Source organism: Kosakonia sp. S42 (assembly GCF_016624785.1).
In the GTDB taxonomy this organism is placed as follows: domain Bacteria; phylum Pseudomonadota; class Gammaproteobacteria; order Enterobacterales; family Enterobacteriaceae; genus Kosakonia; species Kosakonia cowanii.
Window position 1 is genome coordinate 455,149 of the sequence record NZ_JACVTW010000002.1, and the last position, 24,488, is coordinate 479,636.

Below are 24,488 nucleotides of genomic sequence, written 5' to 3' on the forward strand. Positions count from 1 at the left end.
CTCTCCTTGTCAAACCTATCAGACCCGCTTGTTTCGCAGCATGGCCGCGAATTACATCATGACTACGTCAAACTGCTCCTGATTATAGAGCGGCTCGATTTGTACTTTGACCTGCTTACCGACGAAAATTTCCACCTCCGCCAGCGCATGGGACTCTTCGCTCTTCAGCGCTTCCGCCACGGCCGGAGAGGCGTAGACCAGGAAGCGATCGGAGTCGTAGGCGTGATGCACGCGCACGATTTCGCGCATGATTTCATAGCACACCGTTTCGACCGTCTTTACCGTGCCGCGCCCGTGACAGGTCGGGCACTCATTGCACAGCACATGTTCAACGCTTTCGCGGGTGCGTTTGCGGGTCATCTCCACCAGACCAAGCTGGGAGAAACCGTTGATGCTGGTTTTCACCCGGTCTTTACTCAGCGCCTGCTCCAGCGAGTGCAGCACGCGGCGGCGGTGATCCTCATTATTCATATCGATAAAGTCGATGATGATAATGCCGCCGAGATTGCGCAGCCGCAGCTGGCGGGCGATCGCCTGGGTGGCTTCAATGTTGGTATTGAAGATGGTGTCGTCGAGATTGCGATGGCCGACAAACGCGCCGGTGTTGATGTCGACGGTGGTCATCGCTTCGGTTTGATCGATGATCAGGTAGCCGCCCGATTTCAGCTCGACTTTGCGCTCCAGCGCGCGCTGAATTTCATTCTCGACATCAAAGAGATCGAAGATTGGCTGGCGGCCGCTGTAGTGCTCAAGCTTGCTGGTCATCTCCGGGATGTACTCCGCGGTAAACTCCAGCAGTGCTTCAAAGGTGAGGCGCGAGTCAACGCGGATGCGATCGAGATGGGCATCGGCGAAATCGCGCAGGACGCGCTGAGCTAACGCCAGCTCGCCGTAGAGTTTATAACGCGTCTGCTGGCGCTTTTTGCGCTCCATTACCTTCGTCCAGACGCGCTTCAGGTAGGCCGCGTCAGAGGCGAGATCCTCTTCGCAAACCCCTTCCGCCGCGGTGCGAATGATAAACCCGCCCTGCTCATCGCAGTAGCTCGCCACCACCTGCTTCAGGCGATCGCGCTCGGCTTCGCTCTCAATGCGCTGAGAGACGCCAACGTGCGCGGCGCCCGGCATAAAGACCAGGTAACGGGAGGGTAAAGTGATGTCGGTAGTGAGACGCGCGCCTTTGGTGCCGAGGGGATCTTTCACCACCTGCACCATCAGGTCCTGGCCCTGGCGCACCAGCTCGGAGATATCGCGTACGGTAAAGTTCTTCTGCTCTTCACCGGCAACGCATTCGGTGTGCGGCATAATGTCGGAGGCGTGTAGAAACGCCGCCTTTTCCAGACCAATATCTACAAAAGCCGCCTGCATACCCGGTAGCACCCGGCTGACCCGACCTTTGTAGATATTGCCTACTATCCCGCGCCGTGCTTCGCGCTCGATATGAATTTCCTGCAGAATGCCGCCGTCAATATAGGCAACACGCGTTTCCGATGGTGTAACGTTGACCAGTAATTCAGCCGTCATGATTATCTCTTCCTTCACGCACTGCGTTGAAATTGCTCAGCAATTCAAAGGTTTCCACCAGCGGCAAGCCAACGACAGCGTGATAGCTCCCGTTAATTTTCCTGACAAAGCAGCCGCCCAGCCCCTGAATACCATACGCACCGGCTTTATCCAGCGGTTCCCCGCTCGCTACATAGTCGGCAATATCCTTTTCTGATAACGCTCTGAAGGTCACTTCGGTTTCCACCAGACACTCCAGCACCTGCTCACGGTCCGCAATAGCGACGGCGGTCATCACCTGGTGAGTCTGCCCGGAGAGTTGACGCAGCATAGTGGCAGCATGCGAGGAGTCCTGCGGTTTTTCAAGCACTTCCCCATTTAATATGACAATAGTGTCGGCGCCCAGCACCGGCAGATCGCGCGATACCATCGCCACGCCCGCCTGCGCTTTTTCCCGCGCCAGCCGCGCTACGTACTGCCTGGCGCTCTCGCCGGCCTGCCGCTGCTCCTCGATACCCGGAACAATACGCTCAAACGACACCCCAAGCTGCGTCAGCAATTCCTGACGGCGGGGAGAACCAGAAGCAAGCCAGATAGCTGTCATATCAACCTTTATTGCACCGCAAACTGCTGACGGATCTTACGCATAAGCAGGAAGATCCACGGCCAGAGCACGCCATTGACCAGGCTGCTCCAGAAAATTTCTGGTTTGAACGAGACGTTGATCACCAAAAATTCGGCCCAGAAGACGACCACTTCTGTTGCCAGCGACAATAACATTACTACCAGCGCCTGTTGCCAGAGCGCCAGATTACGGAATAACTGAAATTTCAGTGCGACCAGATAGGCGACGATGCTCAGGGAGAGCGCCCGTACGCCAAGGGTGGATCCGCTAATGAGATCCAGTATGGCACCCATCGCGAAACCCGTACCGACATTTACGCGGTGCGGCAAGGCGAGGATCCAGTAGAGCAGAATCAGCAGCACCCAGTTTGGCCGGTAGACGATGATGTCATCCGGCCAGGGCATGATTTGAAGCAATAGCGCAATGAAAAACGAGAGCCAGATGACCCAGCGCCCCTGGCTACGATAACTTGCCACTACTGCCCTCCCGACGATTGTTGCGGCATCGGCTGGGTTAAGCCGGTCGCCGGCGCAGGCATCGGTGCAGGCGGCCCCATGGTGTCCGGAGAAGGCAGCACCTGCGGCATCATCTGCAGCAGACGCTCGTTCGCCACGCGGTGAACATCTTCCGGCGTGCGCGGGTTAGCGCCGTTGCGATCGGAGCCCCAGAGCAGCAGCAGGTAACGTAAACGTTGCAGACCGGCGGTTGGACGCGCCTGAATCACCGTGTACGCCCGCTGGGTATCAAGTTTCACCGAGGAGACCACCGCAACCGGATAGCCTTCCGGGAAACGTCCGCCGAGACCGGAGGTCACCAGCACATCACCCACGCGAATATCGGTATTCGCCGGCAGATGTTCCAGCTGCAGATCGTCAGTACAGCCGTTACCGGCGGCAATGACGCGGATATCGTTACGCAGCACCTGGATCGGCAGCGCGTGGGTCGCATCGCAAATCAGCAGCACGCGGCTGGTCATTTTCGCAACCGCGATAACCTGGCCGACAACGCCTTTATCGCTGATCACCGGCTGGCCTTCGTAAACGCCGTTGACGCTGCCTTTATCAATAACCACCTGATCGCTATAGGGATCGTTAACCGTTGAGATCACCTGGGTGACCATTTTTTGCTCATCCTGACGCAGCGGCGAGCCGAGCAGTTCGCGCAGACGCGCGTTCTCCTGCTTGTACTGCCCTAACATCAGCAGCTCACTGTTTTTCAGCAGCAGCTCCTGGCGCAGCGCCCGGTTTTCAAGTTCGAGCTGATCGCGCGATGCCAGCGTTTGCGACACGCTGTCTAATAATTCGCGGGGACCATTGGAAATAAAATAGAAAGGGCTGACGGCCGTATCCATGTACGTCCGGATCTGGCTGAACGTACCGAGGCGGCTGTCGGCAATGATGACTCCAAGCGCCACCAAAACCGCCAGGAACAGGCGAATCTGCAGTGACGGGCCACGGCTAAAAATTGGCTTCATAGGCTTTGCGTATTCTCAGGCCAGACAGATACGGAGCGCGAGGCCCCGTATCTGACGCGGATTACTCTTCGCTGAACAAGTCGCCGCCGTGCATATCGATCATTTCCAGCGCCTTGCCGCCGCCACGCGCTACGCAAGTCAGGGGATCTTCTGCCACTACCACAGGAATACCCGTCTCTTCCATCAGCAGACGGTCGAGGTTGCGCAGCAGCGCGCCGCCGCCGGTCAGAACCATACCGCGCTCGGAGATATCGGATGCCAGCTCCGGCGGGCACTGCTCCAGCGCGACCATGACAGCGCTAACGATGCCGGTCAGCGGCTCCTGCAGGGCTTCAAGGATTTCGTTGGAGTTCAGGGTGAAACCGCGCGGTACACCTTCTGCCAGGTTACGACCGCGCACTTCGATTTCGCGCACTTCATCGCCCGGGTAGGCAGAGCCGATTTCGTGTTTGATACGTTCTGCGGTGGCTTCACCAATCAGCGAGCCGTAGTTGCGGCGCACATAATTAATGATCGCTTCGTCGAAGCGGTCGCCGCCGATGCGGACAGAGGAGGAGTAAACCACGCCGTTTAAGGAGATAACGGCGACTTCGGTGGTACCACCACCGATATCAACGACCATAGAACCGGTCGCTTCGGAAACCGGCAGACCCGCGCCAATCGCGGCGGCCATCGGCTCTTCAATCAGGAAGACTTCACGGGCGCCAGCGCCCTGCGCGGATTCACGAATCGCGCGGCGCTCAACCTGCGTTGCGCCAACCGGCACACAGACCAGTACGCGCGGGCTTGGGCGCATAAAGCTGTTGCTGTGTACCTGTTTGATAAAGTGCTGCAGCATCTTTTCGGTCACGAAGAAGTCCGCGATTACGCCATCTTTCATCGGGCGGATTGCAGCGATATTGCCCGGCGTACGGCCAAGCATCTGCTTCGCTTCATGACCGACTGCGGCCACGCTTTTCGGTGAACCGGCACGATCCTGGCGAATGGCCACTACGGAAGGCTCATTCAGTACGATGCCTTGTCCTTTTACATAAATCAGGGTATTCGCGGTACCCAGGTCAATGGACAGGTCATTGGAAAACATGCCACGAAATTTTTTCAACATACTAAGGGATAATCCTGAAAGCTGGGGCGGAAAGAAAAATCCGCTTACTTTACCAACCACACGCAGCAGCGACAAGGCACAAGAAGTCTCAGCTACGGTGAAAATTAGTGCAGTTTGTTTCCTTTGTTGCAAAACGACATGACTCTGTCCGGAAGCGTAAAAAAACCGTCGTTCCGGCACGTTGCGCCTGCAAGCTGGCAAAGGTCAAACCGGCATTTTTACTGCAACAATCTGGCGGGCAGGCTCGCACGCCCCCCGACCACGGCAGCGCGCGTTATTCTACGTGAAAACGACTCAAACAGCAGTTCAAACCGAGTATCTTTGTGAATATTTTTTCACATTGGTGTCGAGCGGCTGGGACGCCGCGAAGAAATCGCCCTGTCCGCCCGCAACGCCTCGCTCCACCAGCATCTGCCATTCGCCGCGCGTGCGAACGCCGGTCGCAAAGACGCGGGTTCGTGTGCCTTTACACGCTTCAACAAGGCTCTGTACCAGCAGCTGGTTTTCGGTGCGCTTCTCAATGTTCCTGACCAACCCCGGATGCAGCTTCAGTAACTCAACATCCAGGGCTTTGATCCAACTGGTGCTGACCAACGTCAGACCCGCCTGAACCACCGCCACGCGCGCGCCTAATCCATTGATCAATCGCACGACCGACTGCAATCGGCTGATGTGTTGACACACATCGGCCTCTGCAAGTTCAAAAATAATCCGTTTGCGTTGCGATTTTTCGCATTGCATCAAGGTATCGCGCAGCCAGCGCTGGAAGCGCGGGCGGATCAGCGACTCGACGGTGACCTCAATGGCGAGGTTCTCTTCAGGCCAGTAGCCGAGGAACGGCATTAAGCGCGTGATCTGCAGCCGGTCATACTCCTCTGACAGGCCAAATTGCAGCACCATCTGCATATACTCTTCGGCGATCACCTCCTGCTCGCCGTCGAAAATGCGGCACATTAACTCCCGGTGGTGCACTTGCCCGTCGCGGTTAACCGCCGGTTTCTGGTAGACGCGCGGCCCACCGCGATTCAGCATCTGCTCAATCAGCGTGCGCCAGCGCACATTGCCGCGCCCCTGCTCCGGTAACGAGTCGTCATAGACTGACCAGCTATTGGTGCCCTGCAGCACCGCGTTGCGCGCCGCCGCCTCCGCATGCTCCATCACCTGCCGGGTCGACTGCCCGCCGCGCCAGCTGCAGATGCCGATATGCATAATGTCTTCCCGGGTCAACATTTTGGTCGGCGGCAAGCCATCCACCGCTTTCAGGATCTGCCCGGCAATGCTCTCCGCTTCTTTTAATGTGCGGTGCGGAAGCAGTACCGCAAAATCACTGCGGTGGTAGCGCGCCAGCAGCGCGCCGGGGTAACGCATAATAAAGGTGGAGAGTAAGTTGATGAGGGTAAAGAGATACTCTTCGGCGGCAGAGGCAAGCCCGTCGCTGTCGCGCAGCAGGTCAAAATCGGGCAGGCGGATCATCATCACCACACCGTGCGAGCCGACCTTTTCCTGATCTTCTAATAGTGTTGCCAGTTGATTATCAAAAAAGAGGCGGTTATTGAGGCCGGTGCGCGTGTCCTGCGCCGCGTAAGAGCGGATCAGCGTATCCATGCGGCTGCGCTGATCGCTGGCAAACTGAATATCTGTCAGTAATACGTCCAGCGCGCTGCTGGTGCGCGACGGCCACTCATAGATGCTGCCGCGCACCTGTGCGCCGCGCTCGCCATTAAGGATGCGCGTCGCCCGCAGTTCCAGCAGCTCCTGTCCGGAGAGTTGGCGTCGCAGCCAGCGCACCGCGAGGAAAATAATGACTATCATAAAACCAATCGCTACCGTCAGCGGCGCGGTGGTCATCATTGAGCGGAAGTAGTTGGCCATCGGATCCTGATAGACCAGCGTAAAGGTCACGCCGGGGATCTTCATCGACGGCATCTCAATCTCGCGCATGGCTGAGTTACTGCCCGCCGGGCGATAACTCCCTTTGCGCGTATGGCTTAAAAGGGTATGGCGGCCCTGCTTGATGGCAATCGAGGTGATATCGACCGGCACCATCATCTCATCAAGCTGCGTTGAGAGGCGCGGAAGCGGTGTGGAGATCAGGCGGGTGTCGATAACGGCAGCGACGGCCTGGACGCGGTTGGCGACTTTATCTTGTATGGCGTTATAAAAGCTGAGTGAGCAGCCGATGAGCGTGACGAAAATCGCCAGCCCGGTGAGAAGTGTTACAAAAGCACTAAATTTCGTCGTTAATCGCATCCCTGATTTAACTCCGCGCGTGTAAAGAACAGAACGATATCGCCTGAAGAAGGTCTGTATAGTAAGCACTAACTTTTGAGCTTCGCCGCGACACGCGCGCGCACTGCGGTGAAGCCTGAAAATGGCACACCGTTTCACCCAGCGAGTATAGTCTTCAGAAATTTTTTTCCAATCATCAATAAGCTTAAAGAATGTCTTTAACACGCAATTTTCACTAATTGCTAACTTGCTCTTCTTCGCGTTAACGTAGTTTTACCTACGCCAGCCGCGGCACCGTCAGAGGATGTAAATGAAGAAAAAATTGACCGAAGCAGATGTCACCGCTGAATCCGTGTTTTTTATGCAGCGCCGCCAGGTATTAAAGATGCTCGGCATCGGTGCAACGGCCGCCACACTCCCTTCAGTGGCGCACGCCGATCTTCTTGACTGGTTTAAAGGCAATGACCGCCCAAAAGCGCCGGCCGGTAAACCGCTGACATTTACCCAGCCTGCCGAATGGCAAAGTAAGCTACCGTTAACGCCGGAAGAGAAAGTTACCGGCTACAACAACTTTTATGAGTTCGGGCTGGATAAAGCCGATCCTGCTGCCAATGCCGGCAGCATGAAGACCGATCCCTGGACGTTGACCATTGATGGCGAAGTGGCGAAACCGCTGACGCTCGATCATGCGGCGCTGACTTCACGCTTTCCGCTGGAAGAGCGTATTTATCGCATGCGCTGCGTCGAAGCCTGGTCGATGGTGGTGCCGTGGATTGGTTTTCCGCTGCATAAACTGCTGGCGCTGGTGGAGCCCACCAGCAAAGCGAAGTATGTCGCTTTTGAAACACGTTATGCGCCCGATGAGATGCCGGGCCAGAAGGATCGCTTTATTGGCGGCGGGCTGGCCTACCCTTATGTAGAAGGGTTGCGTATAGATGAAGCGATGCATCCGCTTACGCTGCTCACCGTTGGGGTCTATGGCAAAGCGCTACCGCCGCAGAACGGAGCGCCGATCCGCCTCACCGTGCCGTGGAAATATGGCTTTAAAGGCATTAAGTCTATTGTCAGTATTAAGCTCACCAGCCAGCGCCCGCCGACGACGTGGAACCTCTCCGCGCCAAATGAGTATGGCTTCTATGCCAATGTGAACCCGCATGTCGATCACCCGCGCTGGTCGCAGGCGACGGAGCGTTTTATCGGTTCGGGCGGTGCGCTGGACGTTAAACGCCAGCCGACGCTGTTGTTTAACGGCTATGGTGAAGAGGTCGCTTCCCTCTATCGCGGTCTCGATTTGCGGGAGAACTTCTAAGTGCGGTTAACGGCAAAACAGATCACCTGGCTTAAAGTTGCGCTACATCTTGCCGGTTTCCTGCCGCTGCTCTGGCTCTTCTGGGCGGCGAACCAGGGCTACTTCAGCGCCGATCCGGCAAAAGATATTCAACATTTCACCGGCAGAATGGCGCTGAAGTTTCTGCTCGCCAGCCTGCTTATCACCCCGCTGGCGCGCTACGGTAAACAGCCACTGCTGATCCGTACGCGTCGGCTGCTTGGGCTGTGGTGCTTTGCATGGGCCAGCTTACATCTGGTGAGCTATACGCTGCTGGAACTGGGCATTAATAACCTGGCTTTGCTCGGACAAGAGCTGGTTACCCGCCCTTATTTAACCCTTGGCGCAATCAGTTGGCTAATCTTGCTGGCGCTGGCCGCGACGTCGACGCAGTGGGCGCAGCGTAAACTGGGCAGACGCTGGCAAACTTTGCACAACTTCGTCTATCTGGTGGCGATCCTCGCACCTGTTCACTACCTTTGGTCGGTGAAGATCCTCTCCCCACAGCCGGTTCTTTACGCGGCTGCCGCGCTGGTCTTGTTAGCGTTGCGTTACAAAAAATTCCGCCAATGGTGGCGTTAGCCACCGTTTTTGCGCGGTTCCCCGCAGAAAAAGCGCCTTTCGCGACGCGTTCCCGTAACATGAATTAGAATCTTCTCAGATAAGACCAGTATTTAGCTGCCAAAAGCAACGAAATGGTTATAATGTGCGACTTTGGTTCGCTTATCGGACTTTTTTAAGCTCCGAAAAGGTGACAAGCGCGAATCGAAGGTATATTTTGTTTTTTGCCGAAGAATCGCAGGAGATAGCAGCATAATGGCTGATAAGTTCCATGTATTGGTTTTGAACGGACCGAACCTGAATATGCTCGGTACGCGAGAGCCGGAGAAGTACGGCACCCTGACACTTGAGGAGATTGTTAATTCTTTGAGTACAGAAAGCGCGGCACTTAATGTGGAACTGGCACATTTTCAGTCTAACGCGGAGTACGCAATCATCGACCGTATTCATCAGGCTAAAGACGTAACTGACTTCATCCTGATTAATCCGGCCGCGTTTACGCACACCAGTGTTGCTATCCGTGATGCGTTGCTGGCGGTGAATATCCCGTTTATCGAGATTCACCTCAGCAATGTACATGCGCGGGAGCCGTTCCGTCACCACTCCTATCTCTCGGATATTGCCGTTGGCGTTATCTGCGGGCTTGGTGCGGACGGTTATTCATACGCTTTACAGACGGCGGTAAAACGCCTGTCACAATCACACTAAACAAGAGTACGGAACCCACTCATGGATATTCGTAAGATTAAAAAACTGATCGAGCTGGTTGAAGAATCAGGCATCTCCGAACTGGAAATCTCCGAAGGCGAAGAGTCTGTGCGCATCAGCCGCAGTGCACCTGCCGCAAGTTTCCCGATGATGCAGCAGGCTTATGCCGCGCCGATGATGCAACAACAGCCTGCCCTGGCGAACGCTGTCGCGACGACAGCCGCAGTAGAAGCACCGGCAGCCGCAGCAGAAATCAGTGGTCACATCGTACGTTCCCCGATGGTCGGAACCTTCTATCGCACCCCGAGCCCGGATGCGAAAGCCTTTATCGAAATCGGCCAGAAAGTTAACGTGGGCGACACCCTCTGCATCGTTGAAGCGATGAAAATGATGAACCAGATCGAAGCCGATAAATCAGGCGTGGTGAAAGCCATTCTGGTCGAGAGTGGCCAACCGGTTGAATTTGACGAGCCGCTGGTCGTCATCGAGTAACGAGGCGCACATGCTGGATAAAATTGTTATCGCCAACCGCGGCGAGATCGCACTGCGAATCCTTCGTGCCTGTAAAGAGCTGGGCATTAAGACCGTCGCTGTGCACTCCACGGCGGATCGCGATTTAAAACACGTATTACTGGCGGACGAAACGGTCTGTATCGGTCCGGCACCGTCCGTTAAAAGTTACCTGAATATCCCGGCGATCATCTCTGCGGCCGAAATCACTGGCGCAGTGGCGATTCACCCGGGTTATGGCTTCCTCTCTGAGAACGCCAACTTCGCTGAGCAGGTTGAACGCTCCGGCTTTATCTTTATCGGCCCGAAAGCCGACACCATTCGCCTGATGGGCGATAAAGTGTCTGCGATCAACGCGATGAAGAAAGCGGGCGTGCCTTGCGTACCGGGTTCTGACGGCCCGCTGGGCGACGACGTTGACGCTAACCGTGCCCATGCAAAACGCATCGGCTACCCGGTTATCATCAAAGCCTCCGGCGGCGGCGGCGGTCGCGGCATGCGCGTTGTGCGCAAAGACGCCGACCTGGCGCAGTCCATTGCCATGACGCGCGCGGAAGCAAAAGCAGCGTTCAACAACGACATGGTCTACATGGAGAAGTACCTGGAAAATCCTCGCCACGTCGAGATCCAGGTGCTGGCGGATGGTCAGGGTAACGCGATCTATCTGGCCGAGCGTGACTGCTCCATGCAGCGTCGCCACCAGAAAGTGGTTGAAGAGGCACCGGCTCCGGGCATCACGCCGGAACTGCGCCGCTACATCGGTGAGCGTTGTGCGAAAGCCTGTGTTGATATCGGCTATCGCGGCGCGGGTACCTTTGAGTTCCTGTTTGAGAACGGCGAGTTCTACTTTATTGAGATGAACACCCGTATTCAGGTAGAGCACCCGGTAACCGAAATGATCACCGGCGTTGACCTGATCAAAGAGCAGCTGCGTATCGCTGCTGGTCAGCCGCTCTCCATCACTCAGGAAGAGGTGGTGATCAAAGGTCATGCGGTCGAATGCCGTATTAACGCCGAAGATCCCAACACCTTCCTGCCGAGCCCGGGCAAAATCACGCGCTTCCATGCGCCAGGTGGTTTTGGCGTGCGCTGGGAATCGCATATCTACGCCGGTTATACCGTACCGCCGTATTACGATTCCATGATCGGCAAGCTGATCTGCTACGGCGAGAGCCGTGATGTGGCGATTGCACGCATGAAGAATGCGCTGCAGGAGCTGATCATCGACGGGATTAAAACCAACGTCGATCTGCAGATGCGCATTATGTCCGACGAGAACTTCCAGCACGGTGGAACCAACATCCACTACCTGGAGAAGAAACTCGGTCTGCAGGAAAAATAATCGCGATTACGCGCAAAAGGCCGGTTCTTCCGGCCTTTTTTCTTTTTCTCTCCCCTCATCTTTTCCTTAAGGTACAATCCCCGCTTTCTTCATCCACAAGGGAATAAAATGGACAACCGTTTTGTTCAGGCACACATTGAGGCCCGCTGGGCGCTGTGGCTGACCCTTCTCTATCTTGCTGCCTGGTTAGTGTGTGCTTACATACCGGATTCAGCGCAGGGCATCACCGGTTTACCCCACTGGTTTGAGATGGCCTGCCTGTTAACGCCGCTGGTGTTTGTGCTGCTCTGCTGGGCGATGGTGCGTTTTATCTTCCGTGATATCCCACTGGAGGATAAGGATGCAAACTGAAATTATTGCCGTGCTGGTGATCTACCTGTTCATCGTTTTCGGCCTCTCCTTCTATGCCATGCGTCAGCGCAGCAGCGGCACCTTTCTGAGCGAATATTTCCTCGGCAGCCGCTCGATGGGCGGGTTTGTGCTGGCGATGACTCTGACGGCGACCTATGTCAGCGCCAGCTCCTTTATCGGCGGCCCGGGCGCTGCCTATAAATTCGGTCTCGGCTGGGTGCTGCTGGCGATGATCCAGGTCCCGACCATCTGGCTGTCGCTCGGTATCCTCGGCAAAAAATTCGCCATTCTTGCCCGCCGCTATAACGCCATCACCCTCAACGATATGTTGATGGCCCGCTACCAGAGCCGGGCGGTGGTGTGGCTTGCCAGCATCAGTTTACTGGTGGCCTTTGTCGGGGCGATTGCGGTGCAGTTTATCGGCGGCGCGCGTCTGCTGGAGACCGCAGCCGGTATCAAGTATGAATCTGGCCTGCTGATTTTCGGCATCACCATTGCGCTCTACACCGCCTTTGGCGGTTTTCGCGCAAGCGTACTGAATGACACCATGCAGGGAATGGTGATGCTGATCGGCACACTTGTCCTGCTGGCGGGCGTGATCCATGCGGCGGGCGGCCTGCATCATGCGGTGGATACCCTGCGGCAGATCGACCCGAAACTGGTTAGCCCGCACGGCGCAAGCGACATCCTCACCCCGGCCTTTATGACCTCCTTCTGGGTGCTGGTCTGCTTCGGCGTGATTGGCCTGCCGCATACCGCCGTGCGCTGCATCTCTTATAAAGACAGCAAATCGGTGCATCGCGGCATTATTATCGGCACCATTGTGATTGCGCTATTGATGCTCGGCATGCACCTGGCGGGCGCGCTGGGCCGGGCGGTGCTGCCGCATCTGTCGGTGCCGGATCAGGTGATACCCACCTTAATGGTAGAAGTGCTGCCACCGTGGGCGGCCGGGCTGTTTCTCGCCGCGCCGATGGCGGCGATCATGTCTAACGTCAACGCTCATCTGTTACAGGCTTCTGCCACCATCATTAAAGATCTGTGGCTCAGCGCCCAGCCGACTAAAATTCGTCATGAGCCGAGTCTGAAGCGTATTTCGACGGCAACCACCCTTATTCTCGGCGTGCTGATGATGCTGGCAGCGTGGCGTCCGCCAGAGATGATCATCTGGCTGAACCTGCTGGCGTTCGGCGGTCTTGAAGCCGTTTTCCTGTGGCCGCTGGTGCTGGGGCTTTACTGGGAGCGCGCAAATGCCGCAGGTGCGCTCAGCGCCATGATTGTCGGCGGCGTGCTGTATGCCGTGCTCGCCACCCTGAATATTCAGTACCTGGGCTTTCATCCGATTGTGCCCTCGCTGCTGCTAAGTTTGTTAGCCTTTGTGGTCGGCAACCGTTTTGGTCGCCCGGTGCCGCAGGCTGCTTCCCTTTCTGCTAATCAATAAAGAGTAACGCCATGCCATGGATCCAACTGAAACTGAACACCACCGGCGCGCATGCTGAAGATCTGAGCGACGCTCTGATGGAAGCAGGCGCAGTCTCCATTACCTTCCAGGACACGCACGACACGCCCGTGTTTGAGCCGCTGCCGGGCGAGACCCGCCTGTGGGGCGATACCGATGTGATCGGCCTGTTCGATGCTGAAACAGAGATGGCGGACGTGGTTGCCCAACTCGCCTCTCATCCGCTGCTGGGCGAAGGCTTCGCGCATAAAATTGAACAGCTGGAAGATAAAGACTGGGAGCGCGAGTGGATGGATAACTTCCACCCGATGCGCTTTGGCGAGCGACTGTGGATCTGCCCGAGCTGGCGCGATGTGCCGGATGAAACCGCCGTCAACGTGATGCTCGATCCCGGCCTGGCATTCGGCACGGGCACCCATCCGACAACGTCGCTCTGCCTGCAGTGGCTCGACGGCCTCGATCTGGCGGGCAAAACGGTGATCGATTTTGGCTGCGGCTCCGGCATTCTTGCGATCGCTGCCCTGAAGCTGGGCGCGGCGAAAGCGATCGGGATCGATATCGATCCGCAGGCGATCCAGGCGAGCCGCGATAATGCCGAGCGCAACGGCGTCTCAGACCGCCTTGAACTCTATCTGCCGGACGATCAGCCCGCAGAGATGAAAGCCGATGTGGTGGTCGCGAATATCCTCGCCGGCCCGCTGCGCGAGCTGGCACCGCTGATTAGCGTTCTGCCCGTTGCGGGCGGGCTGCTGGGGCTGTCGGGCATCCTTGCCAGCCAGGCAGAGAGCGTCTGTGAAGCTTATACCAACCTGTTCAACCTCGATCCGGTGGTTGAAAAAGAGGAGTGGTGCCGGATTACCGGTCAGAAAAAATAGTCCCCACAGCGTGGCCTCCCGGCCACGCTTTTTATTTCCCTGCCGTTTGTAGTGATTTATTCCCCGTGAAGTTTATAATGAGCCGCCGCTGTATCAACGGATGGTAAGACATTGATTTATAAAAATTCATCGGATGAATACTATGTCACTTCGTATAGTAAAAACAGCCTTCGCTGTGGCAAGCCTGTTTCCTCTATTTGCCTGCTCCGCTCACTGGAGTTATGAAGGCGCAACCTCGCCGGAACACTGGGGTGAGTTAAGTCACGAGTTTCAGACCTGCCAGAGTGGTAAAAACCAGTCACCAATTGATATTGATAATATCGTCACTGCTCACCTCACGCCGTTTAGCAGCCACTACCGCGAAAGCCCTGCGCTGCTGATAAACAACGGCCATACGCTGCAAGCTAACTTTATCGATAACCTCAATACCATACAGCTGGCGGGAGTTGTCTCGCACCTCCAGCAGTTCCACTTTCACGCCCCCAGTGAGCATACCCTGCATGGCAAGCATGCCCCGCTGGAGATGCACCTGGTTCATACCTCCGCAAAGGGCGATATCACCGTTGTCGCGGTGCTGTTTGAAACGGGGGCGGCAAATCGTGAGCTGGCGGCGCTATCGCAGCATCTCCCCACTCGAGGTGGCTCGACAGCGCTAACAGCGCAGCACATTGATATGGCGGCGCTGCTGCCGCGTGATAAGACCTACTGGCGCTTTAGCGGATCCCTGACTACGCCGCCCTGTTCAGAAGGGGTCACCTGGCTGGTAATGAAACAGCCTCTGACGCTCTCTTCTGAGCAGCTTGCCCAGTTCAAATCTGCGCTCGGGCACGCCAATAACCGCCCTACTCAGCAGCTTTATGGTCGGCTGGTCGTCGAGTAGCAGCCTGTAAATACCAGCATAAAAATGAGAGCGGGTTCGCAAAATCCGCTTTTTTTTGGCTTAAAAATCAGCAGTTATGCTGCTTATTGCCCCATTAAAAACGATAAATCTCGTGAATTTATCAGCAAGCTAAAAATTTTAGCTTTGCTATAACCCAATGAAAATTATGATGTAATGCCTGTTTGCCTCGCCAGGACTGGCTATTCCTTGATCTACAACAGTGGATTGCTCAAAGTTTGGCCTTTCATCTCGTGCAAAAAATGCGTAATATACGCCGCCTTGCAGTCACAGTATGGTCATTTCTTAACTCATGCGCATCGGACACCACCAGCTTAGAAATCGCCTGATCGCAGCGCCCATGGCTGGCATTACTGACAGACCTTTCCGGACGCTGTGCTACGAGATGGGAGCCGGTTTAACCGTATCCGAGATGATGTCGTCTAACCCGCAGGTTTGGGAAAGCGACAAATCACGACTGCGGATGGTGCACATTGATGAGCCCGGTATTCGCACCGTGCAAATTGCGGGCAGCGACCCGGAAGAGATGGCCCAAGCCGCACGTATTAACGTGGAAAGTGGCGCTCAAATTATTGATATCAATATGGGCTGTCCGGCTAAAAAGGTGAATCGCAAGCTTGCAGGTTCCGCCCTGTTGCAGCACCCGGATTTGGTGAAATCGATCCTCACCGCGGTGGTTGGCGCAGTGGATGTTCCTGTAACCCTGAAGATTCGCACAGGCTGGGCCCCTGAGCACCGTAACTGCGTAGAGATTGCCCAACTGGCTGAAGAGTGTGGCATTCAGGCTCTGACCATTCATGGACGCACCCGCGCCTGTTTGTTCAATGGAGAAGCTGAGTACGACACGATTCGGGCAGTTAAGCAGAAAGTTTCCATTCCGATTATCGCGAATGGCGACATTACTGACCCGCTTAAAGCCAGAGCTGTGCTCGACTATACGGGGGCGGATGCCCTGATGATAGGCCGCGCAGCTCAGGGAAGACCCTGGATCTTTCGGGAAATCCAGCACTATCTGGACACTGGGGAGCTGCTGGCTCCGCTGCCACTGGCAGAGGTTAAGCGCTTGCTTTGCGCGCACGTTCGGGAACTGCATGACTTTTACGGTCAGGCAAAAGGTTACCGAATTGCACGTAAACACGTCTCCTGGTATCTCCAGGAGCACGCCCCGAATGACCAGTTTCGGCGCACATTCAACGCCATTGAGAATGCCAGCGAACAGCTGGAGGCGTTGGAGGCATACTTCGAAAATTTTGCGTAAACAGAAATAAAGAGCTGACAGAACTATGTTCGAACAACGCGTAAATTCTGACGTACTGACCGTTTCTACCGTTAACTCTCAGGATCAGGTAACCCAAAAACCGCTCCGTGACTCGGTAAAACAGGCACTGAAGAACTATTTTGCTCAACTGAACGGTCAGGATGTTAATGACCTCTATGAGCTGGTACTGGCTGAAGTAGAACAGCCACTGTTGGACATGGTGATGCAATACACCCGTGGTAATCAGACCCGCGCGGCGCTGATGATGGGCATCAACCGCGGTACGCTGCGTAAAAAACTGAAAAAATACGGCATGAACTGATTCGTCAGTGAGTGGTATTGATAAAAAGGCGCTGACCGGCATGGGTAAGCGCCTTTTTTATTGCCTGAAATGACGCTAAAAAGAGCGCTTTCATCGGCATTACCTCAGCGCAAAATCGTGTATATTTTCCGCAAATGGTTGCAAAAAAGGGAGAGACGGAATGATTCGCAAATATGGGTGGCTGCTGGTTTTCGCTCTCTCGATCTTTGCGCTGGATGGCTTAATCATGCAGTGGATCGAGTATCTGATCACTGACATTAATAAATGCCGCAATATGAATTCCGTCAATCCACTCAAACTGGTTAACTGCGATTCTCTCTAAGTGATTGCTTGCTGCGATATTTGGTAAAAATGCAGCGATCGCCCTGATTAACGCAGGGATTTAAATCGATTTGAGTCCTTTCCAGACAGTGATAATGTCTCAGCCCTTTTCGCCTCTACGACCGTAGCAATACGTAACGCCCTTAGTGAATGAGTTGATGACATCATGCTGGTTAGCCAATACGACTATATCCTTGTTGTTGTTTCGTTTGTTGTAGCCATTTTGGCCTCTTATACCGCCCTGAACATGGCCGGACGCGTCTCCACCAGCACCGGAGCTTCATCCTGGGTATGGCTGAGCGGCGGCGGCGTGGCGATGGGCATCGGCATCTGGGCGATGCACTTTATCGGCATGCTGGCGATGAATATGTCGATGAACATGCGCTACGAGCCGGTTCTTACCGGTTTATCGATGGCGATCGCCATTGGTTCCTCGCTGTTTGCGCTGTGGCTGGTTAGCGCGCCGAAGCTGTATTTGCGTCGGCTTATTCCTGGCTCTGTCGTAATGGGGCTTGGCATTGCCGCGATGCATTACACCGGTATGGCGGCGCTACAGGTTTCACCGCCGATTGTCTGGCATAAAGGGTGGATTGCCCTCTCGATAGTGATTGCCCTGGCGGCCTCTTTCGCTGCGTTATGGCTCACCTTCCGCCTGCGCCACGAAGCGGCACAGGTTGCGCTTATGCGCTTTGGCGCAGCTATCTTAATGGGGCTGGCTATTACCGGCATGCACTACACCGGGATGATGGCGGCGCAGATCCCTTTCCAGCATCATCACATTGCAATGGTGCATCACGGCTTCAATAACAACTGGCTTGCCGTGCTGGTCAGCATGATGGCCTTTTCCGTTCTCGGCATTACCTTACTGGTTTCGATGTTCGACGCCCGTTTACAGGCGCGGACGTCGCTGCTGGCCACGTCGCTTGCGGCAGCAAACCGCGAGCTGGCGAGGCTGGCGCTGCACGACACCTTAACGCGTCTGCCAAACCGCGTCCTGCTGGAAGATCGCATCGAGCAGGCGATCAATAAAGCGCGCCGTGAAGAGAGCGCGTTTGCGTTAATGTTTATGGATCTCGACGGCTTTAAAACGGTTAACGACGCGTGGGGACATGATGTCGGCGATAAGTTACTGGTGGCGGTGACCGAGCGGCTCACGCAGCAACTGCAGGGGCAATATACGCTGGCGCGCATTGGTGGCGACGAATTCGTGCTGCTGGCAGAGATTGCCGCGCCGGACGATGCCGCGACGATCGCCAGTTCGCTTATCCGCGCTGTCGATCGCCCTTTTACTATTGATCCCTATGATGTGATGGTGACCCTCAGTATCGGTATCGCGCTCTACCCTGACGATGGCAAAAATGAGCGCGAGTTGATGTTCAACGCCGATGCGGCGATGTATCACACCAAGCATATGGGCCGTAACGGCTATCACTTTTTCCAGCCCTCAATGAACCGGCTGGCGCAAACCCAGTTACAGCTGCTGAATGATTTGTGGATGGCGCTGGAGCGTAAAGAGTTCCGCCTCGTTTACCAACCCAAATTCCAGGCGCCTTCCGGGCCGGTTGTCGGGTTTGAGGCGCTGTTGCGCTGGCATCATCCCCATCAGGGTGTGCTGAGCCCGGATCTCTTTTTACCGCTGGCGGAGAAAACTGGCCTGATTGTTCCGCTCGGTGACTGGGTAATCGACGAGGCTTGCCGCCAGCTCAGCGAATGGCGCGAGCAGGGGCACACGGAGTGGACAATAGCCGTTAACCTTTCAACGTTACAGTTCGAGCACAGCGCGCTGGTAGAAACCATTCTGGGCACGCTGAGCAGACATAATGTTCCGCCTGAGCAGCTGATTCTGGAAGTCACTGAAACGACGGCGATGAGTAACCCCGATGAGAGCGTGCGGGTGCTGACCGAGCTGAGCGACGCGGGCGTGAAGGCGTCAATTGATGACTTCGGGACCGGTTATTCGAGCCTGCTTTACCTTAAGCGTCTGCCGGCGTGCGAGTTGAAGATCGATCGCGCGTTTGTGCGCGAGCTGGGCCAGGAGGGCGAAGACGCCACGATTGTCTCTGCGATTGTCGCGTTAGCCAGAACGCTGAACCTCAAAGTGGTGGCTGAAGGCGTAGAGACGGCGGAGCAGCAGGCATTTCTCACCGAGCTGGGCTGTAATACCCTGCAAGGTTATCTCCTGGGGAAACCGGTGAGTGCAGAAACGATTACTGCTCAGGGGAAAAACCTCGCCCCTGCCGAAACGGTAAAGTGAATTTTAAGGATTAAATAAAAGCGTCTGCGGGCGCTTTTATTTTACGTCAGTGACAAATTAGATTATTCTCATGCCCTTAAGCGCTGTTTGCGCTTTTTAACGCCCGCTTTTATCTTCCTTTTTTCTGAATCTCACTTTTATTTATCTCGCCTCCATAATTTCTGCACGATTTCAGTTAAATACCTTTTTTAACTTCATCAAGTTTACAAAGTACATATCTGGACATTATTGCCACGATGAATCTGTTTTGCTGAATGATAAAATCAAGCAATAGATACTGACCAGATATTGCGACTGTTGATATCAAGAGTCGCGGTTACATAGAGGTAATTACAATGAAAAAAATGATCTCCGTCGCCCTGCTGGCAACCTTCCTCGCGGGCTGTGCACACGACTCACCTTGCGTACCGGTCTATGACGATCAGGGCCGCCTGGTGCATACCAACACCTGTGTGAAAGGCACCACGCAGGATAACTGGGAAACAGCAGGCGCTATCGCCGGCGGCGCGGCAGCCCTGGCTGGCTTAACGCTCGGTATTGTGGCCCTCACCAAATAGTTCTCTTAAGCGCGGTTTTCCGCGCTTTTGCTTTATTACGGTGCAGTAAATTTTCATTTCGCCACTTTTGCTATCGAAAACGTGCATCAATTCCGGTTACAGGCATCACTTTTTTATATTTCATCATGCCATTCCGACGCTGTTGTTTCTCTTACGCGATTACTTTCACAAATCAACCCCATCGTATTTAATGCTTATATTCACCTGCGAAACTTGTCTGGCAGAAATAGCGAATTAACGATGCTGTTTTGCTCCATTTTGTGGAGTGCGTTCTATTTTTGCACCAGCCTGGGGCATTGCTTCCCTCCTTTCCTGTCTACACTCATCCTGAAACCTGTTTGATTCCTTAAATACCCTGCATACACCAACCTGGCATCACCTTTGCTATATCCACTGCGGCCTTCGCCACAGACAGGTTCAGGCGTTACCCGGACGCCCCATATAACGATAATTTTCGCCACACAGGATGCATTATGAAAAAGATGATGATCGCCAGCCTGGCCGCTGCCGGCGTGCTGTTTGCTGTCGCCAGCCAGGCGCACGCAGGTACAACGCTTGATGCTGTCAAAAAGAAAGGGTTTGTTCAGTGCGGGATCAGTGATGGTTTGCCCGGTTTCTCTTATGCGGATGCAAACGGGAAATTTACCGGTATCGATGTGGATATCTGCCGTGGCGTTGCTGCCGCCCTGTTTGGCGATGACAGCAAAGTGAAATATACCCCGCTGACGGCGAAAGAGCGCTTTACCGCGCTGCAATCCGGCGAAGTGGATATGCTCTCGCGCAATACCACCTGGACCTCTTCTCGTGATGGCGGTATGGGGCTCTCCTTTACCGGCGTGACCTATTATGACGGCATCGGCTTCCTGACCCATAACAAAGCGGGCCTGAAGAGCGCTAAAGAGCTTGATGGCGCAACCGTTTGTATTCAGGCCGGGACCGATACCGAGCTGAACGTGGCGGATTACTTTAAATCCAACAAAATGAGTTACACCCCGGTGACCTTTGACCGCTCTGACGAGTCGGCGAAGGCGCTGGAATCCGGTCGCTGCGATACGCTGGCTTCCGATCAGTCTCAGCTCTATGCGCTGCGGATTAAGCTGAGCAACCCGGCAGAGTGGATCGTCTTGCCGGAAGTGATCTCTAAAGAGCCGCTCGGCCCGGTGGTACGCCGCGGTGACGATGACTGGTTCGCCATCGTGCGCTGGACGCTCTTCGCCATGCTGAATGCCGAAGAGATGGGCATTACCTCGAAGAACGTCGATGAGAAAGTGGCTAACCCTGCAACGCCAGATATGGCGCACCTGCTCGGCAAAGAGGGCGACTTCGGCAAAGATCTTAAACTCGATAACAAGTGGGCTTACAACATTATTAAGAAGGTCGGTAACTACTCCGAAGTCTTCGAACGTAACGTCGGTTCTGAAAGCCCGCTGAAAATTAAACGTGGCCAGAACAACCTCTGGAACAACGGCGGGATTCAGTACGCTCCGCCGGTGCGTTAATCCGCTACTGCCGTAACGGGCGTCACTCTGTGGTGACGCCCAGTCCAGAATTATGGTTACTGAGGTTTTCTCTATGCCCCATCGCCGCCCAACCGTGAAAGGCGCGCTCTCCCTTTCAAACCCTGCGGTTCGCGCCTGGCTGTTTCAAATCCTGGCGATTATCGCCGTGGTTGTTGTTGCCCTCTATCTGCTCCATAACGCGGTGACTAACCTCAACAACCGGGGTATTACCTCCGGCTTCGCCTTCCTCGACCGCGCGGCCGGTTTTGGCATTGTTCAGCATCTGATTGATTATGAGCAGGGTGATACCTACGGACGGGTCTTCCTGGTCGGTTTACTCAATACGCTGCTGGTCTCGGCGCTCTGTATTGTCTTCGCCTCACTGCTGGGCTTTTTCCTTGGTCTTGCAAGGCTGTCTGAAAACTGGCTGCTGCGAAAGCTGTCGACAATCTATATCGAGACGTTCCGCAATATTCCCCCGCTGTTGCAGATCTTCTTCTGGTACTTTGCGGTGCTGCGCAACCTGCCCGGCCCGCGCCAGGCGGTAAATGCCATGGAGCTGGTCTTTCTCAGCAACCGTGGCCTCTATATTCCCTCGCCGCAAATGGGTGAAGGAATGCTTGCCTTTGTCGGTGCGCTGGTGCTGGCGGTGGCACTCATTGTTGGTCTGTTCCGCTTCAATAAAAAGCACCAGATCAAAACCGGCCAGCTGCGGCGAACCTGGCCGGCTGCACTGGGGCTGATTGTTGTGCTGCCGCTGATGGCGCATGCACTGTTCGGGGCGGCGCTGCATTGGGAAATTCCGCAGCTGCGCGGTTTTAACTTCCGCGGCGGCATGGTGCTGATCCCGGAGCTGGCGGCGCTGACTATCGCGCTCTCGGTTTATACCTCGGCGTTTATCGCTGAGATTATTCGCGCCGGCATCCAGTCGGTGCCGTACGGGCAGCATGAAGCAGCGCGCTCACTTGGGCTGCCTCATCCGGTCACGTTGCGACAAGTGATTATTCCCCAGGCGCTGCGGGTGATCATCCCACCGTTGACCAGCCAGTATCTCAATATTGCAAAGAACTCATCGCTGGCGGCGGCGATTGGCTACCCCGATATGGTGTCGCTGTTTGCCGGTACGGTGCTGAACCAGACCGGCCAGGCGATTGAAACCATTGCCATTACCATGTCGGTCTATCTGCTCATCAGCCTCTCCATTTCGCTGCTGATGAATATCTATAACCGCCGTATTGCCCTGATTGAGCGCTGAGGATTAATAATGACAAAAGCTATTGTGTCGCCCTCCACGCGCCCGCTGCCATCGGGAAATAACGGCATGCTGCTGTGGGGGCGTAAAAATCTCTTTTCAAGCTGGTCAAACTCGCTGCTGACGCTCTTTTGTCTATGGATGATGTGGGAGCTTATCCCGCCGCTGCTGCAGTGGGCGCTGTTTCAGGCGAACTGGGTCGGCTCGACTCGCGCGGACTGCACCAAAGCGGGCGCCTGCTGGGTGTTTATCCATCAACGCTTCGGCCAGTTTATGTATGGGCTCTACCCACACGATCAGCGCTGGCGTATCAACCTGGCGCTGATTATTGGCCTGCTCTCTATCCTGCCGATGTTCTGGAAGGGGATGCCGCGACGCGGACGCTACATTGCCTGCTGGGCGGTGCTCTATCCGCTGGTTGTGTGGTGGCTGATGTTTGGCGGCTTTCTTGGCCTTGAGCGCGTTGAGACCCGCCAGTGGGGTGGACTGACGCTGACGCTGATTATCGCCTCGGTCGGTATTGCCGGCGCCCTGCCGCTGGGGATTTTGCTGGCATTGGGCCGACGTTCGACGATGCCGGTAGTGCGGATATTGTCTGTGATGTTTATTGAGTTCTGGCGCGGCGTACCGCTGATTACCGTGCTGTTTATGTCGTCGGTGATGCTGCCGCTGTTTATGGCTGAAGGCACCACCATCGATAAGCTGATCCGTGCGCTGGTCGGGGTGATCCTGTTCCAGTCGGCTTATGTGGCGGAAGTGGTCCGTGGCGGTTTACAGGCCCTGCCGAAAGGGCAGTACGAAGCGGCCGAGTCGCTGGCGCTGGGTTACTGGAAAACGCAGGGGCTGGTGATCCTGCCGCAGGCGTTAAAACTGGTGATCCCGGGGCTGGTGAACACCATTATCGCGCTGTTTAAAGATACTAGCCTGGTGATCATCATCGGCCTGTTTGATCTCTTTAGCAGCGTGCAGCAAGCGACGGTCGATCCCGCCTGGCTTGGGATGTCGACGGAAGGGTATGTGTTTGCTGCGTTAGTCTATTGGATTTTCTGTTTCAGCATGTCGCGCTATAGCCAGCATCTGGAGAAGCGCTTTAACACCGGGCGTACACCGCACTGAGGATGATGATGAGTAATACAACAATGCAATCTGGCGACGCGATGATCACGCTCGAAAATGTGAATAAGTGGTATGGGCAATTCCATGTGTTGAAAGATATTAATTTGCATGTGAAGCAAGGGGAAAGGATTGTACTTTGTGGCCCGTCGGGGTCAGGAAAGTCGACCACCATTCGCTGTATCAATCACCTGGAAGAGCATCAGCAGGGGCGTATTGTGGTCGACGGTATTGAGCTGAATGAGGATATCCGCAATATCGAGAAGATTCGCCAGGAAGTGGGGATGGTTTTCCAGCACTTCAATCTCTTCCCCCATCTGACGGTTTTGCAGAACTGTACGCTGGCACCAATTTGGGTGCGCAAAATGCCGAAGAAAGAGGCGGAAGCGCTGGCGATGCACTATCTGGAGCGGGTACGGATTGCCGAGCATGCGCATAAGTTTCCGGGGCAGATTTCCGGTGGCCAGCAGCAGCGCGTTGCGATTGCGCGCTCGCTCTGTATGAAGCCGAAAATCATGCTTTTCGATGAGCCGACTTCAGCGCTGGATCCGGAAATGGTGAAAGAGGTGCTTGATACCATGATTGGGCTTGCGCAGTCGGGTATGACGATGCTGTGCGTGACCCATGAGATGGGCTTTGCCCGCACCGTGGCGGACCGGGTGATCTTTATGGATCGCGGTGAGATCGTAGAGCAGGCAGCGCCCGATGAGTTCTTTGCACAGCCAAAATCAGAGCGTACGCGGGCGTTTTTATCGCAGGTTATTCACTGATTGCCGCATGCTTTCTGTTAAGGCTACCCAATGGGTGGCCTTTTTTATCGTCGTGTTTAGCGGGATCCAGAATGACAAAAGGCCCCGTCTTTCGACGGGGCCTTTTGCTTTGTTTGATGCCTGGCAATTCCCTACTCTCGCATGGGGAGACCCCACACTACCATCGGCGCTACGGCGT

The 24,488-nt window shown here is 55.3% G+C and carries 24 protein-coding genes; 18 read left to right on the top strand and 6 right to left on the bottom strand.

All coding sequences use genetic code 11. The features are described from left to right. Nucleotides 1-51: 51 nt before the first annotated feature. The 6 genes from rng to csrD all read right to left on the bottom strand — a co-directional run bounded on the left by rng (nt 52) and on the right by csrD (nt 6,954). Nucleotides 52-1,521, bottom strand: a complete 1,470-nt coding sequence (rng, locus tag IAE50_RS05540; protein ID WP_094422286.1) for a ribonuclease G — start codon at nt 1,519-1,521, stop codon at nt 52-54. Next, on the bottom strand, nt 1,511-2,104 hold the full coding sequence (locus IAE50_RS05545) for a nucleoside triphosphate pyrophosphatase (RefSeq protein WP_200579760.1): 594 nt from the start codon (nt 2,102-2,104) through the stop codon (nt 1,511-1,513). Before IAE50_RS05545 ends, rng begins: the two co-directional genes overlap by 11 nt. A gap of 8 nt (nt 2,105-2,112) precedes the next feature. After that, nucleotides 2,113-2,601, bottom strand: coding sequence for a rod shape-determining protein MreD (gene mreD / locus IAE50_RS05550; RefSeq protein WP_023480801.1), 489 nt, complete (start codon nt 2,599-2,601; stop codon nt 2,113-2,115). Then, nucleotides 2,601-3,599, bottom strand: a complete 999-nt coding sequence (gene mreC, locus IAE50_RS05555) for a rod shape-determining protein MreC (protein WP_023480946.1) — start codon at nt 3,597-3,599, stop codon at nt 2,601-2,603. Before mreC ends, mreD begins: the two co-directional genes overlap by 1 nt. A gap of 61 nt (nt 3,600-3,660) precedes the next feature. Continuing rightward, a complete protein-coding gene (gene mreB / locus IAE50_RS05560; protein WP_006818047.1) occupies nt 3,661-4,704 on the bottom strand; it encodes a rod shape-determining protein MreB in 1,044 nt (347 codons plus the stop codon). A gap of 306 nt (nt 4,705-5,010) precedes the next feature. Continuing rightward, the gene (csrD, locus tag IAE50_RS05565) at nt 5,011-6,954 is read right to left on the bottom strand and encodes an RNase E specificity factor CsrD (RefSeq protein ID WP_200134810.1); all 1,944 of its coding nucleotides are present in this window, start codon (nt 6,952-6,954) and stop codon (nt 5,011-5,013) included. A 289-nt stretch (nt 6,955-7,243) separates the two neighbouring features. On the opposite strand from csrD, the gene msrP reads away from it, so the two are divergent. From msrP to IAE50_RS05655, 18 genes are all read left to right on the top strand, one after another. Further along, entirely contained in the window at nt 7,244-8,242 is a 999-nt protein-coding gene (msrP, locus tag IAE50_RS05570; RefSeq protein WP_076769266.1) for a protein-methionine-sulfoxide reductase catalytic subunit MsrP, read from the top strand. Further along, the gene (msrQ, locus tag IAE50_RS05575; RefSeq protein WP_200579761.1) at nt 8,243-8,842 is read left to right on the top strand and encodes a protein-methionine-sulfoxide reductase heme-binding subunit MsrQ; all 600 of its coding nucleotides are present in this window, start codon (nt 8,243-8,245) and stop codon (nt 8,840-8,842) included. A 234-nt stretch (nt 8,843-9,076) separates the two neighbouring features. Beyond that, complete coding sequence (gene aroQ / locus IAE50_RS05580) at nt 9,077-9,529, top strand: type II 3-dehydroquinate dehydratase (RefSeq protein WP_042713122.1); 453 nt, start codon at nt 9,077-9,079, stop codon at nt 9,527-9,529. A 21-nt stretch (nt 9,530-9,550) separates the two neighbouring features. Further along, nucleotides 9,551-10,021, top strand: coding sequence for an acetyl-CoA carboxylase biotin carboxyl carrier protein (accB, locus tag IAE50_RS05585; protein ID WP_023480963.1), 471 nt, complete (start codon nt 9,551-9,553; stop codon nt 10,019-10,021). Nucleotides 10,022-10,031: 10 nt separating this feature from the next. Further along, nucleotides 10,032-11,381: an acetyl-CoA carboxylase biotin carboxylase subunit gene (gene accC, locus IAE50_RS05590; protein WP_023480919.1), complete on the top strand. Its 1,350-nt coding sequence runs from the start codon at nt 10,032-10,034 to the stop codon at nt 11,379-11,381. A gap of 108 nt (nt 11,382-11,489) precedes the next feature. Next, complete coding sequence (locus tag IAE50_RS05595) at nt 11,490-11,732, top strand: YhdT family protein (protein WP_200134807.1); 243 nt, start codon at nt 11,490-11,492, stop codon at nt 11,730-11,732. Further along, complete coding sequence (gene panF, locus IAE50_RS05600; RefSeq protein WP_023480847.1) at nt 11,722-13,173, top strand: sodium/pantothenate symporter; 1,452 nt, start codon at nt 11,722-11,724, stop codon at nt 13,171-13,173. Before IAE50_RS05595 ends, panF begins: the two co-directional genes overlap by 11 nt. 11 nt (nt 13,174-13,184) lie before the next feature. After that, nucleotides 13,185-14,066, top strand: a complete 882-nt coding sequence (gene prmA, locus IAE50_RS05605) for a 50S ribosomal protein L11 methyltransferase (protein WP_200579762.1) — start codon at nt 13,185-13,187, stop codon at nt 14,064-14,066. A gap of 142 nt (nt 14,067-14,208) precedes the next feature. Further along, nucleotides 14,209-14,946 carry a carbonic anhydrase gene (locus tag IAE50_RS05610; protein ID WP_200579763.1) on the top strand — a complete coding sequence of 246 codons (738 nt, stop codon included), beginning with the start codon at nt 14,209-14,211 and terminating at the stop codon, nt 14,944-14,946. A 310-nt stretch (nt 14,947-15,256) separates the two neighbouring features. Next, nucleotides 15,257-16,222 (top strand): tRNA dihydrouridine synthase DusB, encoded by a 966-nt coding sequence (gene dusB / locus IAE50_RS05615; protein WP_034813628.1) that lies wholly within the window; start codon nt 15,257-15,259, stop codon nt 16,220-16,222. 25 nt (nt 16,223-16,247) lie between these two features. Then, on the top strand, nt 16,248-16,544 hold the full coding sequence (fis, locus tag IAE50_RS05620; protein ID WP_000462905.1) for a DNA-binding transcriptional regulator Fis: 297 nt from the start codon (nt 16,248-16,250) through the stop codon (nt 16,542-16,544). Between the two features lie 160 nt (nt 16,545-16,704). Further along, nucleotides 16,705-16,866: a DUF2556 family protein gene (locus IAE50_RS05625; RefSeq protein WP_042713125.1), complete on the top strand. Its 162-nt coding sequence runs from the start codon at nt 16,705-16,707 to the stop codon at nt 16,864-16,866. Between the two features lie 165 nt (nt 16,867-17,031). After that, the gene (locus tag IAE50_RS05630) at nt 17,032-19,119 is read left to right on the top strand and encodes a bifunctional diguanylate cyclase/phosphodiesterase (protein WP_200579764.1); all 2,088 of its coding nucleotides are present in this window, start codon (nt 17,032-17,034) and stop codon (nt 19,117-19,119) included. A gap of 335 nt (nt 19,120-19,454) precedes the next feature. Next, nucleotides 19,455-19,676, top strand: coding sequence for a lipoprotein (locus IAE50_RS05635; protein WP_023480815.1), 222 nt, complete (start codon nt 19,455-19,457; stop codon nt 19,674-19,676). A 473-nt stretch (nt 19,677-20,149) separates the two neighbouring features. Beyond that, nucleotides 20,150-21,175, top strand: coding sequence for an amino acid ABC transporter substrate-binding protein (locus tag IAE50_RS05640; protein ID WP_023480752.1), 1,026 nt, complete (start codon nt 20,150-20,152; stop codon nt 21,173-21,175). Nucleotides 21,176-21,248: 73 nt separating this feature from the next. Then, nucleotides 21,249-22,430 (top strand): amino acid ABC transporter permease, encoded by a 1,182-nt coding sequence (locus tag IAE50_RS05645; RefSeq protein ID WP_042713126.1) that lies wholly within the window; start codon nt 21,249-21,251, stop codon nt 22,428-22,430. A gap of 66 nt (nt 22,431-22,496) precedes the next feature. After that, nucleotides 22,497-23,543 carry an amino acid ABC transporter permease gene (locus IAE50_RS05650; RefSeq protein ID WP_375286497.1) on the top strand — a complete coding sequence of 349 codons (1,047 nt, stop codon included), beginning with the start codon at nt 22,497-22,499 and terminating at the stop codon, nt 23,541-23,543. An 8-nt stretch (nt 23,544-23,551) separates the two neighbouring features. Continuing rightward, a complete protein-coding gene (locus IAE50_RS05655) occupies nt 23,552-24,310 on the top strand; it encodes an amino acid ABC transporter ATP-binding protein (protein WP_054803019.1) in 759 nt (252 codons plus the stop codon). The last annotated feature ends 178 nt before the right edge of the window (nt 24,311-24,488 follow it).

Excerpts from the sequence above, each read along its gene's own strand:
- dusB (WP_034813628.1), top strand. The coding sequence starts at position 15,257 with ATGCGCATCGGACACCACCAGCTTAGAAATCGCCTGATCGCAGCGCCC.
- IAE50_RS05610 (WP_200579763.1), top strand. The coding sequence starts at position 14,209 with ATGTCACTTCGTATAGTAAAAACAGCCTTCGCTGTGGCAAGCCTGTTT.
- mreC (WP_023480946.1), bottom strand. The coding sequence starts at position 3,599 with ATGAAGCCAATTTTTAGCCGTGGCCCGTCACTGCAGATTCGCCTGTTC.
- IAE50_RS05640 (WP_023480752.1), top strand. The coding sequence starts at position 20,150 with ATGAAAAAGATGATGATCGCCAGCCTGGCCGCTGCCGGCGTGCTGTTT.
- IAE50_RS05635 (WP_023480815.1), top strand. The coding sequence starts at position 19,455 with ATGAAAAAAATGATCTCCGTCGCCCTGCTGGCAACCTTCCTCGCGGGC.
- IAE50_RS05595 (WP_200134807.1), top strand. The coding sequence starts at position 11,490 with ATGGACAACCGTTTTGTTCAGGCACACATTGAGGCCCGCTGGGCGCTG.
- aroQ (WP_042713122.1), top strand. The coding sequence starts at position 9,077 with ATGGCTGATAAGTTCCATGTATTGGTTTTGAACGGACCGAACCTGAAT.
- prmA (WP_200579762.1), top strand. The coding sequence starts at position 13,185 with ATGCCATGGATCCAACTGAAACTGAACACCACCGGCGCGCATGCTGAA.
- IAE50_RS05625 (WP_042713125.1), top strand. The coding sequence starts at position 16,705 with ATGATTCGCAAATATGGGTGGCTGCTGGTTTTCGCTCTCTCGATCTTT.
- mreB (WP_006818047.1), bottom strand. The coding sequence starts at position 4,704 with ATGTTGAAAAAATTTCGTGGCATGTTTTCCAATGACCTGTCCATTGAC.
- rng (WP_094422286.1), bottom strand. The coding sequence starts at position 1,521 with ATGACGGCTGAATTACTGGTCAACGTTACACCATCGGAAACGCGTGTT.
- msrP (WP_076769266.1), top strand. The coding sequence starts at position 7,244 with ATGAAGAAAAAATTGACCGAAGCAGATGTCACCGCTGAATCCGTGTTT.
- panF (WP_023480847.1), top strand. The coding sequence starts at position 11,722 with ATGCAAACTGAAATTATTGCCGTGCTGGTGATCTACCTGTTCATCGTT.
- accB (WP_023480963.1), top strand. The coding sequence starts at position 9,551 with ATGGATATTCGTAAGATTAAAAAACTGATCGAGCTGGTTGAAGAATCA.
- accC (WP_023480919.1), top strand. The coding sequence starts at position 10,032 with ATGCTGGATAAAATTGTTATCGCCAACCGCGGCGAGATCGCACTGCGA.
- IAE50_RS05655 (WP_054803019.1), top strand. The coding sequence starts at position 23,552 with ATGAGTAATACAACAATGCAATCTGGCGACGCGATGATCACGCTCGAA.
- IAE50_RS05630 (WP_200579764.1), top strand. The coding sequence starts at position 17,032 with ATGCTGGTTAGCCAATACGACTATATCCTTGTTGTTGTTTCGTTTGTT.
- fis (WP_000462905.1), top strand. The coding sequence starts at position 16,248 with ATGTTCGAACAACGCGTAAATTCTGACGTACTGACCGTTTCTACCGTT.
- IAE50_RS05545 (WP_200579760.1), bottom strand. The coding sequence starts at position 2,104 with ATGACAGCTATCTGGCTTGCTTCTGGTTCTCCCCGCCGTCAGGAATTG.
- csrD (WP_200134810.1), bottom strand. The coding sequence starts at position 6,954 with ATGCGATTAACGACGAAATTTAGTGCTTTTGTAACACTTCTCACCGGG.
- IAE50_RS05650 (WP_375286497.1), top strand. The coding sequence starts at position 22,497 with ATGCTGCTGTGGGGGCGTAAAAATCTCTTTTCAAGCTGGTCAAACTCG.
- IAE50_RS05645 (WP_042713126.1), top strand. The coding sequence starts at position 21,249 with ATGCCCCATCGCCGCCCAACCGTGAAAGGCGCGCTCTCCCTTTCAAAC.